13 protein-coding genes are annotated in these 13,820 nt (G+C 38.9%); 7 read left to right on the forward strand and 6 right to left on the reverse strand.

Annotation, left to right across the window (positions count from 1 at the left end; translation table 11 throughout):
• Window positions 1-11 precede the first annotated feature (11 nt).
• Together speB and ACKGJN_RS01635 are read left to right on the forward strand one after the other, a co-directional pair.
• Complete coding sequence (gene speB, locus ACKGJN_RS01630) at window positions 12-890, forward strand: agmatinase (protein WP_409537673.1); 879 nt, start codon at window positions 12-14, stop codon at window positions 888-890.
• A complete protein-coding gene (locus ACKGJN_RS01635; protein WP_409537674.1) occupies window positions 883-1,854 on the forward strand; it encodes a deoxyhypusine synthase family protein in 972 nt (323 codons plus the stop codon). The genes speB and ACKGJN_RS01635 overlap by 8 nt, the downstream gene beginning before the upstream one ends.
• Before the next feature lie 79 nt (window positions 1,855-1,933).
• Here ACKGJN_RS01635 and ACKGJN_RS01640 read toward each other — a convergent pair whose 3' ends face one another.
• The 6 genes from ACKGJN_RS01640 to ACKGJN_RS01665 form a co-directional block, all read right to left on the reverse strand.
• Window positions 1,934-3,319, reverse strand: coding sequence for a mannosyltransferase (locus tag ACKGJN_RS01640; RefSeq protein WP_409537675.1), 1,386 nt, complete (start codon window positions 3,317-3,319; stop codon window positions 1,934-1,936).
• A 27-nt stretch (window positions 3,320-3,346) separates the two neighbouring features.
• Window positions 3,347-5,116: a MutS-related protein gene (locus ACKGJN_RS01645; RefSeq protein ID WP_409537676.1), complete on the reverse strand. Its 1,770-nt coding sequence runs from the start codon at window positions 5,114-5,116 to the stop codon at window positions 3,347-3,349.
• Between the two features lie 18 nt (window positions 5,117-5,134).
• Window positions 5,135-5,494: an MmcQ/YjbR family DNA-binding protein gene (locus tag ACKGJN_RS01650; RefSeq protein WP_409537677.1), complete on the reverse strand. Its 360-nt coding sequence runs from the start codon at window positions 5,492-5,494 to the stop codon at window positions 5,135-5,137.
• Window positions 5,495-5,532: 38 nt separating this feature from the next.
• Entirely contained in the window at window positions 5,533-6,144 is a 612-nt protein-coding gene (locus ACKGJN_RS01655; RefSeq protein ID WP_409537678.1) for a DUF4230 domain-containing protein, read from the reverse strand.
• 53 nt (window positions 6,145-6,197) lie between these two features.
• Window positions 6,198-9,071, reverse strand: a complete 2,874-nt coding sequence (locus ACKGJN_RS01660) for a leucine--tRNA ligase (RefSeq protein WP_409537679.1) — start codon at window positions 9,069-9,071, stop codon at window positions 6,198-6,200.
• Window positions 9,072-9,143: 72 nt separating this feature from the next.
• Entirely contained in the window at window positions 9,144-10,070 is a 927-nt protein-coding gene (locus ACKGJN_RS01665) for a ketopantoate reductase family protein (RefSeq protein ID WP_409537680.1), read from the reverse strand.
• Window positions 10,071-10,181: 111 nt separating this feature from the next.
• Between ACKGJN_RS01665 and ACKGJN_RS01670 the strand changes: the two genes are divergently transcribed.
• From ACKGJN_RS01670 to truB, 5 genes are all read left to right on the forward strand, one after another.
• A complete protein-coding gene (locus tag ACKGJN_RS01670) occupies window positions 10,182-11,060 on the forward strand; it encodes a cell division protein FtsX (protein WP_409537681.1) in 879 nt (292 codons plus the stop codon).
• Window positions 11,061-11,421: 361 nt separating this feature from the next.
• Window positions 11,422-11,796, forward strand: a complete 375-nt coding sequence (locus ACKGJN_RS01675; RefSeq protein ID WP_409537682.1) for a GxxExxY protein — start codon at window positions 11,422-11,424, stop codon at window positions 11,794-11,796.
• A 271-nt stretch (window positions 11,797-12,067) separates the two neighbouring features.
• Window positions 12,068-12,325: a DUF3098 domain-containing protein gene (locus ACKGJN_RS01680; RefSeq protein WP_409537683.1), complete on the forward strand. Its 258-nt coding sequence runs from the start codon at window positions 12,068-12,070 to the stop codon at window positions 12,323-12,325.
• 6 nt (window positions 12,326-12,331) lie between these two features.
• On the forward strand, window positions 12,332-13,129 hold the full coding sequence (locus ACKGJN_RS01685) for an undecaprenyl-diphosphate phosphatase (protein WP_409537684.1): 798 nt from the start codon (window positions 12,332-12,334) through the stop codon (window positions 13,127-13,129).
• The gene (gene truB / locus ACKGJN_RS01690) at window positions 13,119-13,820 is read left to right on the forward strand and encodes a tRNA pseudouridine(55) synthase TruB (RefSeq protein WP_409537685.1); all 702 of its coding nucleotides are present in this window, start codon (window positions 13,119-13,121) and stop codon (window positions 13,818-13,820) included. Before ACKGJN_RS01685 ends, truB begins: the two co-directional genes overlap by 11 nt.

The raw sequence follows: 13,820 nt of genomic DNA on the forward strand, positions 1-13,820 counted from the left end.
AAACTTAAGTAATGAACAAAAAGAATTACGCCGGGATACCAGATAAGTATGCGCGCATAGACGAAGCACAAGTGGTATTAATCCCTGTTCCTTATGACGGAACAAGCTCCTGGCAAAAAGGCGCAGATAAAGGCCCTGAAGCCTTCCTGGAAGCTTCAGCAAACATGGAGCTTTTTGATATTGAAACCCGCACCGAGGTTTACAGAAAAGGAATTTACCTGGCTCCTCCTGTTACCGAGAACTCTTCTCCGGAAAAAATGGTGGAAGCTGTACATAAAACCACCAAAAACTATATCAAACAAGATAAATTCGTAACCGTTTTTGGAGGGGAACATTCTGTGTCTATAGGAACAATACGTGCTTTTAATGAAGCTTTTGAAGATCTTACCGTAGTTCAGATAGATGCTCATGCCGATTTACGTCCGGAATATGAGGGTTCTTCCTGCAATCACGCCTGCGCTGTTCATGAAGCCAGCAAAACCACCAATCTTGTTCAGGTAGGAATTCGTTCTATGGATGTTTCAGAACTGGATCATATGGATGAAAATCAGGTTTATTTTGCACATAATCTCTATGAAGACTGGATGGATGATGCTATTGGGCAAATGACACCAAATGTTTTTATCACTATAGATCTGGATGCTTTCGATCCTTCTATTATGCCATCTACAGGAACTCCGGAACCGGGAGGATTGTTTTATTACGAAACCCTGGAATTCCTGAAAATGATGTTCAAGAAAAAAAATGTGGTAGGTTTTGATATCGTAGAGCTTTGTCCCAATGATGTGGATAAATCTTCAGATTTCCTTGCCGCAAAATTATATTATAAAATGTTGAGCTATAAGTTCAAATATTTAAATCATACCCCAGACCAAGATGACGATGAGTAAAGGCGCGATTTCCCAATTTATTGAAAAATATTATTTACATTTTAATTCCGCCGCGCTTGTAGATGCCGCAAAAGGATATGAAAAGCAACTGCAGGATGGCTCAAAAATGCTGGTTTCCCTTGCGGGAGCCATGAGTACTGCCGAGCTTGGAAAGATTTTTGCCGAAATGATCCGTCAGGATAAAGTGCAAATCATTTCCTGTACCGGGGCAAACCTGGAGGAAGATGTGATGAACCTTGTGGCGCATTCCCACTACAAACGCGTTCCTAATTACAGGGATCTTACCCCACAGGACGAATGGGATTTGCTGGAAAAAGGATTAAACCGTGTTACAGATACCTGCATACCAGAGGAAGAAGCTTTCAGAAGGATTCAGGAACATATTGTTAAAATATGGAAAGATGCTGAAGCAGCCGGTGAGCGTTATTTACCGCATGAATATATGTACAAGCTATTGCTTTCCGGTGTGCTGGAGGAATATTATGAAATAGACCTTAAGGATAGCTGGATGTATGCCGCTGCCGAAAAAAACCTTCCAATGGTTGTTCCGGGATGGGAAGACAGCACTATGGGTAATATTTTTGCTTCCTATGTTTTAAAAGGAGAATTAAAGGCGAGTACCATGAAATCCGGGATCGAATACATGACTTTCCTTGCCGACTGGTATACCGAAAATTCCAAAAGCGGAATAGGTTTCTTCCAGATTGGCGGAGGTATTGCAGGGGATTTCCCAATATGTGTAGTACCAATGTTGTATCAGGATATGGAACGAACAGATACTCCATTTTGGAGTTATTTCTGCCAGATCTCAGATTCTACCACGAGTTACGGTTCCTATTCGGGAGCAGTTCCTAATGAAAAGATCACCTGGGGTAAACTGGACATCAATACACCAAAATATATTATTGAAAGCGATGCGACCATAGTAGCGCCGCTGATTTTTGCCTATCTTCTGGATATGTAAAATTTTTCATACAAAAAGCAAGGGCTGTTTTATTTTTGTTGGTTTGCAAGAAACCTTTTCAAAAATAAACAGCCCTTTTTTATTCTTCTGAATAATTTATAGTTCGCAAAATTTTCTCTTTTCTGAAATTAAAAAGCTCATACCCAAAAAGCCCAAAAACCAGTATATATTCTAAAGCGATCAACCAGAAATTCTCCTTGAATTGTGGAGTTGAATAGGCGTAATAGCTTAAAAAGATCAAAAATGACCAAACGAACATATATCTGAACCGCGTAAAAACAGAAAGCAACAAAGGGATCATTAAATACCAGGGATGTATCGTAGTCGATAAAAAGAAATACGCAGTAATCCCCAGCAACATCGTGCTTATAAGCTGCTGTAAAGAACTGTTTTTTCTAAAGAAAGCAAGTCCCGCCAAAACAAGTATCGTGACAAGAGGCAGTACTTTCCCGGCTGTTTCAATGATGTTATAGCCTTTTACCTGGAACCCAATCCATCGTACCACATAATAGATGCTGGCATTGAATTCAAACTTCTGAAACCAAAGCCCAATGCTTCCTGAAAAACTGGAGATAAATTCTGAAGACATAAACGGAATGAATCCAATGATAACAACTATTCCCACAATGAAATAGTACCCGATTAGCCTGGTTAATCCCAATTTTTCCTGATCATTCCTGTTTCTCACAAAATACCTAAAGAGTAATGGAAGAAATAACAAAGGGATTAATTTCAGCAACACCGAAGCTGCAAAAGCAATAGCGCTCAGTATCCATTTTCTGGAATGTAGAAGATATAATGACCAAACCAGGAAAAATGCCATCACGCCTTCAAAATGCAGATTTCCTGTGAGTTCTATAATCACCAGCGGATTTAAAACATACCAGAAAATTTGATGTCCCGGCAACTCAAATTTTTCCAGCAATTTTTTTCCGAAGTAAAGAACTCCTATATCGGCCGCAATTATAACAATGCGCATTACAATTACAGAACCCAGGATACTTTTCCCAGCCAGTAAGCCTGCAAGCGCAAAAACAAGTTGATTAAGCGGAGGATAATTGGTGTAATTTCCGGCACTTAATTCTCCCATCCCTTCATCCAGAAGATTTCCCTGGGATATTGGAACATTAGACTGGGCCAAAAGGCTTTCAGGAAGATATATATAAGGATTCCATCCAGATAACAGCATTCTTCCATCCCAAATAAATCTGTAGAAATCCTGTGAAAGGTTAGGAATTGCACCAAAAAATACCAACCTCAGCAACAGGGCAACTCCGGCAAGGAACCAGAAATTTTTTTGCTCCAGTTGAATTAATTTCCAGCTAAGGAAAAACAAGGCAGCATAAAGTGAAATAAGTTTTTCAAAGTCTGTACGAACAAGTTCATAGGCAAAGGATGCATAGAACAATGCAGCTATAAAAACCAGCAGCAAAGAGATTTTATGAACCCGTAAAAATCTTTCCATAACAGCCAGGATACTTTTAACAGGTTTTTAGTCTACGATTTGCATTTTCTTCAGAAGGAAAGATGCATTCATATTCTGGCAAATCCCATCTTTAAATTTGTAATCAAAATGAAGTTCATCATTGATGATCTCGGCATCAAAATAATGATTTTGTACCTGTGGCAATTCTTCGGAAACTTCGCATAAACTAAGATCATGAGTCGCTATGATCCCGGTAGATTTCGATTTCACCAGTTTCTGGATAAATTTCCGGGAACCAATTGCTTTATCGGTGCTGTTGGTTCCTTTTAATATTTCGTCCAGAATAATAAAATATTTATCGGTTTTAATCTCCCCAACTATATACTGCAAACGCTTCAATTCTGAAAAGAAATAGGATTCATCATCGCTCAGGGAATCCGTGGTACGCATACTGGTAATAAGTTTTATGGGCTGATACTCGCAGGAAGTTGCACTTACGGGAAGTCCGATATTTGCCATAACTATCTGGAGGGAAACGGTGCGTAAAAAAGTGCTTTTCCCTGCCATATTAGCACCGGTAATAATAAAAAACTGCTCATCTTCTATTTTAAAGTCATTCGCGATAACTTTCTCAGGATCAAGCAAAGGATGTGCAAGATTGGCTGCCTTCACCACTATCCCGGATTGGGTAAGTTCAGGAAAAACATACTTTGGATGATTGAATGCGAAGTTTCCCAGGCTGTTAAAAGCATCGGTAAATTCAATTACCTCAAACCAGTCCTTTACATTTTGATGTGAAGCTTTTATCCAGGATTCAAGTTTATAGGACTTTTGAACGTCCCAAAGCAAAAATCCGTTTAACAGAACCCCCAACAGAAAATTATTCCGCTGATCTAATGCGTCTATAGCTTTTGAAAATTCCTTGAAAATGGCGGAAGCTTTCCTGCCTTCAGATTTTATTTTTTTCTTATTCTCCTTCAATATTTTTGAAGAAAATTCGGTATTCTCAAGCATTGCCAGCAATTGATGGTATTGATGGAAGGTATCCTGAACCCTGCTTACACTTCCGGAGAGCAAATTCACTTTTTTAAGGTAGATCCCGGAATATAACAATCCGGCCAGAAACCATAAAAAAAGCTGTATTCCGGTCACGTTATCAGTGAAATAACCAACCACCAATAGTATAGAAACGGCCGAAAACAATGGTGATAACCATTTAATATATTTAGGTGCAAAGCTTATATACGTATTAAACCAGTTTAGAACCTGGGTTGATTCGGTTTCGGTTTTCACCAGGTGTGCCACCGCGGTAAATTCCTGACGCCAGGTTACTTTTTCAGCTAATTCTTTAATGGCTTTCTGCTTTTCGGGAATGTTTTCAATGGAATTTTCTGTAAGAAGATGAGCCAGTCTCCTTTTGCCCTCTTTTAAAGAAGTTCGGTTTAAATACTGAAAGAAAGATCCTTTTCCGAATAAGTCTATATCCTGACTAAAGGAATGCAAGGGATCTTCAAATTCTTTTCCTGTTGGCAAATCTGAAAATTTGCGTTGCAAAACCCTTAATTCCAATTCGTTGATTTGTACAAGTTCTTTAATCTTATCGCGTTTGTGTTTAAGATCTGTATGCCGGGAAACCAGGATTAAAAAGATCACTATTGCAACGGCTGCAATTATACCCGCGATCCTGATTTCACTGAAAAAATAATATACACCGAAGGCTGCGAGCAGAAAAACCATTAAACGGATCAAGCTTGAAATATTGAGCTTTTTGTTGGCTTTTGCCAAAAGATGCTCCTGATGTTCCTTTTCTTTTGTATAAAACCCGAATGCTGTCATGAAAATAGTACTGATTTATCAAAGATTTTCCAGGTCCATTTGCAGCCTTTTATGCAGGCCCTGAATTACCAGATTATAAGAATGGTCTGTGAGGCCGAAGATAAGGGAATTTGGAAGAAATCCATCCAGCACCAGTGTATTCCAGTGCTTTTTATTCATATGATATCCGGGAAGAATGTTATTAGGGTGTTCCTCTCTTAAAGTGATTGCCTCTTCCGGATCACACTTTAAATTTACCCGTAGCGGAACTTCATCAAGAGAAGTCAGGGCAAAAATTTTCCCCATCACTTTAAATACAAGGGTATCCGGGCCAAATGGAAGACCTTCAGCAACGCCTTTTTTCGCCAGGCAATAATTTCTGAAAGTTTCTATGTCCATAAGCAGCCTTCCCTTGTCATCCCAAATAAAGCGGGTTTTTAATGCAGTTGTTTTTGATCTTTTATATTGCTTTCCAGTGCCGTATAATCGAGTTTCCAGCCGATGGTTTCTACTATTTTCTCAATTAGCAGAATAGTCTCCAGGGCTTCTTTTCGTGCTTTTTCCAGCAAGCCACTTTGGGGGATCTTATCCACAATATGCTTTTTGGCGTCGTGACTTATATCGGTAAGATCGGATGTGGTAAAAGGATTTGCCCAGCCTTCACGTTTATCGTAATATTTAAAATCGGTTTCTACGGTAAGCAGTTCAGGATCCGGAAAATTTGTGAGAATGATCCTTTTAGTATCATTATCACTGGACATTCTAATCTTGGTTAGGTCAAAACCTATATGGGCTTTTGCACTGATAAGAACAATGGCTTTCTTTTTTCCCAGAAGCAAACTCACATATTTTTCCTTCAAATTTTCATAATGGTAGATCTCTGAAAAATCGCCTTCTACGGTAATAAATTTACAAACGCTTTTTATCTTATCCATCAAAATCACCGATTGCTCATCGGCACGCTCTTTACTGCGATATTTGTTAAACCTCGCAAAAATAAAATATGCGAGAACGGCTCCGGCCGCAAGTCCTATAAATAGATATTCCATATTCAAATATAAAGAAAAGCAGCAAGAGAATTACCTCTGCTGCTTTTTGCTAATTAACCAACGATATTTACGATTTTCCCCGGAACTATGATCACCTTTTTAGGTACTCTTCCTTCCAGTTGTTTTTGTGTTCTTTCATCGGCCATCACCGTTTTTTCGATTTCCTCTTTACTCATATCCAGCGGCAATTCCATGGTAAACCTCATTTTTCCGTTGAAAGAAACCGGATATAACTTGACACTTTCCACCAAATATTTTTCTTCATAAACAGGGTAGGCTGCATTACTAACAGAACCCGAATGCCCAAGTTTCTCCCATAACTCCTCTGCAATATGCGGCGCATAAGGCGCGATTAAAACAGCAAGTGGCTCCAGAATTTCCCTGCTATCACATTTTTGAGCCGTAAGTTCATTCACACAGATCATAAAAGTAGAAACTGAAGTATTAAAGCTGAAAGCCTCGATATCTTCCGTTACCTTTTTGATGGTTTTATGAAGGGTTTTTAGAGCCTCCCCCGACCCCTCCGAAGGAGGGGAGTTATTTACATAAAAAGAACCATCCGGTCCGTTGTGATACAATTTCCAAAGTTTTTTCAGAAAACTATGTACTCCGGACATTCCTGCGGTATTCCAGGGTTTTGCCTGCTCCAGCGGCCCAAGGAACATCTCGTACATGCGTAAAGTATCTGCCCCGTATTGTTTACAAATCTCGTCTGGATTTACAACATTGTATTTGGATTTGGACATTTTTTCGACTTCGCGGGAGACTTCAAAAGCCCCTCCCGGTCTCCCCGAAGGAGAGGAGTTGGCATTGTAAACTTCACCGTTCTCCAGAATAAATTTGGCATCCTGATATTCCGGGCGCCATTTTTTAAAACCTCCAATATCCAGTTCATCTGAAGTGTTTACCAGAGCAACATCAACATGGATTGGCTGCACCGATTTATCATCAATTAATTTTTTTGAAACAAACTTATTTTCTCCTTCTACCCTATAAACAAAAGCACTCTGGCCCAGGATCATCCCCTGGTTAATCAGCTTTTTAAAGGGTTCTTCAACACTAACCATTTTGCGGTCATAAAGGAATTTTGTCCAGAAGCGGGAATATAATAAATGGCCTGTTGCGTGTTCGCTACCGCCTATGTACAAATCTACATTTTCCCAGTATTTTTGGGCTTCTTCAGATACAAAACGCTGGTCGTTGTCGGCATCCATGTAACGGAACCAGTACCAGGAACTTCCTGCCCAACCCGGCATAGTATTCAGTTCCAGCGGATACACATTCTTTTCTCCCGCTGCAGGCGGAGATACCACTTCATTTGTTTCGGTATTCCAAAACCACTTCTCTGCTCTACCCAATGGCGGTTCACCTTCTTCGGTTGGGAGGTATTTTTCTACCTCAGGCAATCGCAATGGCAAATGCGCTTCAGCTATCATTTGCGGCAATCCGTTGACGTAATACACCGGAAAGGGTTCTCCCCAGTATCGTTGGCGACTAAATACCGCATCTCTTAATCTGTAATTTGTTTTCCCTTTTCCCTGGTCAATTTTCTCGAGTTCTTCAATTGCCTTTTGCAGGGCTTCTTTGTAAGGTAATCCTGTTAGGAAATCGGAATCGGTGATCACGGTTCCCTCTTTTCCTGAAAAAGCTTCTTCAGAAATATCTATGTCTTTGAATATATTTTTGATTGGGATATTAAAATTTTTCGCGAAATCATAATCCCGCTGATCCCCACAGGGAACGGCCATTACAGCTCCGGTTCCATAGCCTGCGAGGACATAATCCCCAATCCAGATGGGAACAGGTTCTTTGGTAAAGGGATGCTGGGCATAAGCACCGGTAAAAACTCCGGAAATGGTTTTAACATCGGCCATCCGCTCGCGCTCGCTTCGCTTTGCACTTGCTTTAACATAGGCTTCCACAGCCTCTTTTTGTTCAGAAGTTGTGATCTTTGCTACCAATTCGTGTTCCGGCGCAAGAGTCATAAATGTAACTCCGAAGATGGTGTCGGGTCTCGTAGTAAAAACCCCAATTTTAAATTTTGAATCTTGAATCTTGAATTCTACCATCGCCCCTACTGATTTTCCTATCCAGTTGCGCTGACTTTCCTTCAAACTTTCACTCCAGTCTATCTTATCAAGATCGGCACGAAGACGCTCGGCATATGCAGAAATCCGCATACTCCATTGGGTCATTTTTTTTCGAACCACAGGATAACCGCCCCGTTCTGAAACTCCGTTCACAATCTCATCGTTTGCCAGTACGGTTCCCAATTGCGGGCACCAGTTCACTTCGGTTTCAGCTAAATAGGTAAGTCTGTATTGTAGTAGTATTTTTTGTTGTTCTTCAGAAGAAAAAGAATTCCACTCTTCCGCCAGGAAGGCGACAATATCATCATCACAAGCTGCTTTTACCCTGGTATTCCCTTCCGCAGAAAAAATATTTATCAATTCGGAGATTGGGCGGGCTTTATCGGCGGTTATATCATACCAGGATTCAAAAAGCTCAATAAAAATCCACTGTGTCCATTTATAATAATTGGAATCACTGGTGCGTACTTCCCTGCTCCAATCGAATGAAAACCCGATTTGATCCAGTTGCTCACGGTATCGTTTTATATTTTCTTCGGTGGTTAATGCGGGATGCTGCCCTGTTTGAATGGCATACTGCTCTGCCGGCAATCCAAAACTATCATATCCCTGCGGATGCAGCACGTTAAAACCCTGGTGCCTCTTGTATCGTGCATAGATATCACTGGCGATATATCCCAGCGGATGCCCTACGTGTAACCCGGCACCTGAAGGATATGGAAACATATCCAGCACATAAAATTTCTCTTTTGAAGAATTATTGGATGCCTTAAAAGTTTGATTTTTGGCCCAGTATTCCTGCCATTTGGTTTCAATCTCGTTAAAATGGTAACTCATTGCTCTATTTTCTGAATAGCTGCAAATTTACAATTTTAAACTTCTTACGGGAATCAATCTTATATAGAAACGTTAAAGATTTCGGGCTTTTTGCTCCATAGGAAGCAAACATTCGTAAATAAATTTGTTAACCGGGGTTGGAATTCCCAGCTGCGCACCTTCCTTTACGATAAAACCATTAAAATTTTCAATTTCAGAAGGTCGTCCATTCATAAGATCCCGTTGTGTAGAAGCGGTAGTATCATAAGGTTGGTTAGCTATTGTTTCAAAAACCTTGTTCACGTGCTCACGGGTTAATGGGATATTTTTAGCATTGGCAACTTCCAGAATCTCCATGGCGGTTTTCTGCATCAAATCGACTAAATATTCACTTTCCCGAATCCTACCAATTGGAACTCTGGTTAACCCTCCTATTCCGCTAATGCTAACTATAAAAAGGAATTTTTTCCAGACTTCCAGCTGAATTTCTTCCGGAATGGTGTTTTGAATTCCCGAGCGATCAAAAATTTCTTTTACGGAATGAATTCTTTTGCTTTGTGAATTATCGATTTCCCCAAAGATAATTTCAGGTTCAAAAGAAGCGTGTTTAATTTTCCCCGGACGCTCTATAAAACTAACGATACGGCATAAGCCCGCGATCACATTTTTTTCGGGAAGCACCTGTAGCAGCTGTTCTACATTATCGGCTCCGTTTTGAAGAGGCAAAACAATGGTATCCTCTTTAATAATCGTTTTTAGAGCAATCGCGGCATCTTTTAGTTGCCAGGATTTAACTCCCAGGATTACCACGTCCGGCGAGGGAACCTGTTGCAAATCATCGGTTGCAACTTTGGGAATTACTTTAAAATCGCCCTTTATACTCTCTATAAACAATCCATTTTGCTGAATCGCTTCCAGGTGTTTCCCCCGGCCAATTATACTAACATCATATCCTGCATCAGCAATCTTTCCGCCAAAATATCCTCCTACTCCACCAATACCATAAATCAAAATTTGCATACTTCTGTTTTCTCAAAGATATTTATAAAAGAATAAAATATAAACTTTGAGCGTTTTAAAGAATGAGTATCATTTACTTTCTTATTTTTACACAAAATCTGCACCCCTGCTATGAGTTCATCTTTTGAAAAGTATCAAAAACGCCGCCTGATATCGTCGTATTTTTCTGTGGTTATCAGTATAGGTTTGGTTTTGTTTTTACTGGGCCTGTTAGGCCTTTTGGTGTTGAATACCAAAAAAGTTGCCGATCATTTTAAGGAACAAATCGCTATGACGGTTTATTTGAAAGATACCGCAAAAGAGGTAGAGATCGAGCAACTTAAAAAAAGCCTTGCACTTGCAGAATATACAAAATCCTCTACCTATGTTTCCAAAGAAGATGCTGCCGAAGCACACAGTAAGGAGATTGGGGAAGAATTTATGGATTTTCTGGGATATAATCCCCTGCAAAATTCCATAGATCTCTATATGAAAGCCGATTTTGTTTCTCCTGAACAAATAGATGAAATTGCTACAGATATCACCTCTAAAAATTTTGTGGATGAAGTGGTATATGATAAACCCTTGATCGCTTTGCTTAACGACAACGTGAAAAAGATAAGTTTTTGGGTCCTGGTCATCAGCGGAGTTTTTACATTTATCGCGGTTTTATTGATCAACAGTTCTATTCGTCTTGCAGTATATTCCAAGAGATTTATAATAAAGACCATGCAAATGGTAGGTGCCACCAAGACATTTATCAGAAGGCCGTTTATCTGGCAAAGCGTGAAACTGGGAATCATAGGTGCCATTCTCGCACTTATAGGAATGGGTGTAGTATTGTATTATTTAAACAGCAGTTTCCCTGAACTTGAATTGCTTGCCGATGCCAAATTGTTGGTTGCACTATTTGTGGGTATTTTAATGATGGGCATATTTATTACCTGGGCAAGTACGTTTTTTGCTACTTCAAGATTTTTGAATTTAAGAACAGATGAATTGTACTATTAAGTTTTAAGAAGCCACGAATTATTTTTGTTTGGTTTTTTCTAAATAAAAGCTATATGATCAAAAAAACTAGCCACGAATACACGAATGTTTTTATTTGGGTTTGCGTATTGCAGCTATAAAATTAATACTCTTCAAAATTATTCTCAATAGCGTTTGGTATTTGAGCAGTCAATTTTTTTAATTATTCGTGCATTCGTAGCTTATGACTTTATTCCATTTTTTTCAACTTTTACTTTTTATAACTATAAAATGATAATTCTCAACATCATTTAGTTTTTGCTCGGTAAAATTCATTAAATTATTTGTGTATTCGTGGCTAATCATTCAATCCCTAATTATTTTCAAAAAAAATTAACGAACAATGGGAAATATTATTCATAAGGATGAAAGCTACCAACTGCTGGGAGTTCTTTTTGAAGTTCACAATGAATTAGGTGGAGGATTTTTGGAAGTAGTTTATTCAGATGCAATAGAATATGAACTGAAGCAAAGAGATATTCAATTTCAACGCGAGAAAAAATATCAGGTAAACTACAAAGACATTATACTACCTCATCATTTTTATGCCGATTTTGTATGTTTTAACAAAATCATTCTGGAAATAAAATCTACTACTCATATTCACGATGCACATATAGCTCAATGCATAAATTATTTAAAAATATCTGGATTGAAATTGGCGATAATTGTGAATTTTGAAGTAGATAAACTGATTCATCATAGGATAGTTCTATAGAAGAAAAACTATTATTAAAAAACACCAGATAACACCTTTTTTATGCCAATCTTCCCAATGCTTCCAACCAAATTTATAAATCATCCTCTAAAATATTCGTGCATTCGTGGCCAACTACAATTAATACCAAAAGAAAATAAAATTCGTTCTTTTATTAATGTTTTGAAAATTAAGAAGGGTTGTAGTTGATTTTGGCTATTTTTGAAGCTGATTAGCAATTATCAGTCATTATAAAAAAAGATTGCACTCAAGGTTAAAAAGATTCCCAGTTATGAGCAAAACCAAGAAACCATTACATAAACAAGACCTGAATTTTATCTTCGGAAAGAAAAATTATATCTTCATGTTTATTGGGCTTGCAGTTATTGCCCTGGGATTTATCCTGATGGCCGGAGGCGGAAGTGATGACCCCAATGTATTTAACGAAGAAATCTACAGTTTTAGAAGAATAAGATTAGCGCCAACCCTGGTCCTACTGGGATTTGCTATTGAAGTCTACGCTATTTTAGTGAACCCCAATAAAAAATAATTTAATTTGAACGAATTTGATGCAGCGATCCTGGGACTTGTTCAGGGTCTAACAGAATTTCTACCGGTTTCCTCCAGTGGCCATCTGGAGTTGGGAAAAGCAATTCTTGGCGACGACAGTATTCCCAGTGAATCACTAATGTTTACAGTAGTGTTGCACGCTGCCACGGCGTTGAGTACCATTGTGGTTTTTAGGAAGGATATCCTTGAAATTTTTCAAGGCCTTTTCAGCTTTAAATGGAATGAAGAGACACAGTTTTCCTTAAAAATCATACTTTCTATGATTCCTGCTGCCCTGGTAGGATTTTATTTCGAAAGTGAACTCGAAAGCCTTTTTGGCGGCGATATTCTCCTGGTTGGTTTTATGCTTATTATTACTGCCCTGCTTTTATGGCTTGCAGACAGAGCTAAATTCACTGGGAAACCGGTGAGTTACAGAAATGCCTTTGTGATTGGGGTCTCCCAGGCCATCGCGATTTTACCAGGAATCTCAAGAAGTGGAGCAACAATTTCAACTTCTGTTTTACTTGGCAATGACAAGAGCAAAGCAGCAAGATTCTCATTTTTAATGGTTGTACCCCTTATCCTTGGCAAAATTTCAAAGGATGTTTTAAGCGGAAATCTGGCTGAAAGCACAACGGAAACTTCCATTTTAGCAATAGGGTTTATAGCCGCATTTATTTCGGGGATTTTTGCCTGTACCTGGATGATCACATTAGTAAAAAAAAGCAAGCTATCTTATTTTGCCATTTACTGCTTTGTAGTTGGACTTATAGCAATAATCTTTGGTTATTATGCAAACTAAATCTATTACTCCCGAAGAATTCAAAGAAGGTCAAATTCTGCTCTTTGATAAACCCTTAGGCTGGACATCTTTTCAGCTTGTAAACAAAGTGCGGTGGCTTATCCGGAAAAGCTGCAACATCAAAAAGATAAAGGTAGGTCATGCGGGAACTTTGGATCCGTTGGCTTCGGGGTTACTTATTCTATGCACCGGAAAATTCACTAAAAAAATCGATGAATACCAGGCTCAGGAAAAGGAATATACCGGAACTTTTACCCTTGGTGCAACAACTCCGTCTTATGATATGGAGACCGAAGCGAATAAAACCTTCGGAGTTGATCATATTTCTGAAGAAAATATTTTTGGTGCTGCACTTGAATTTATTGGAGAGATCGATCAGGTTCCACCGGTTTTTTCAGCATTGAAGAAAGAAGGAAAACGACTTTATGAATATGCCCGCAATGGGGAAGAGGTAGTTATTCCTTCCCGAAAAGTAGAAATCAGGGAATTTGAAATTACCGAAATTCGTTTTCCGGAAGTAGATTTTAGGGTAATTTGCAGCAAAGGAACCTATATTAGAAGCCTTGCGAATGATTTTGGAAAAACCCTGGGAACCGGCGCTTATCTTTCTTCCTTAAGAAGGACAAAAATTGGCGGGTTTATTGTAGAAGATTCATTGGATATAGCATCCTTTGAAAATTTGCTACCTTAA

The sequence above is a fragment of the Gillisia xinjiangensis genome (assembly GCF_046298265.1).
In the GTDB taxonomy this organism is placed as follows: domain Bacteria; phylum Bacteroidota; class Bacteroidia; order Flavobacteriales; family Flavobacteriaceae; genus Gillisia; species Gillisia xinjiangensis.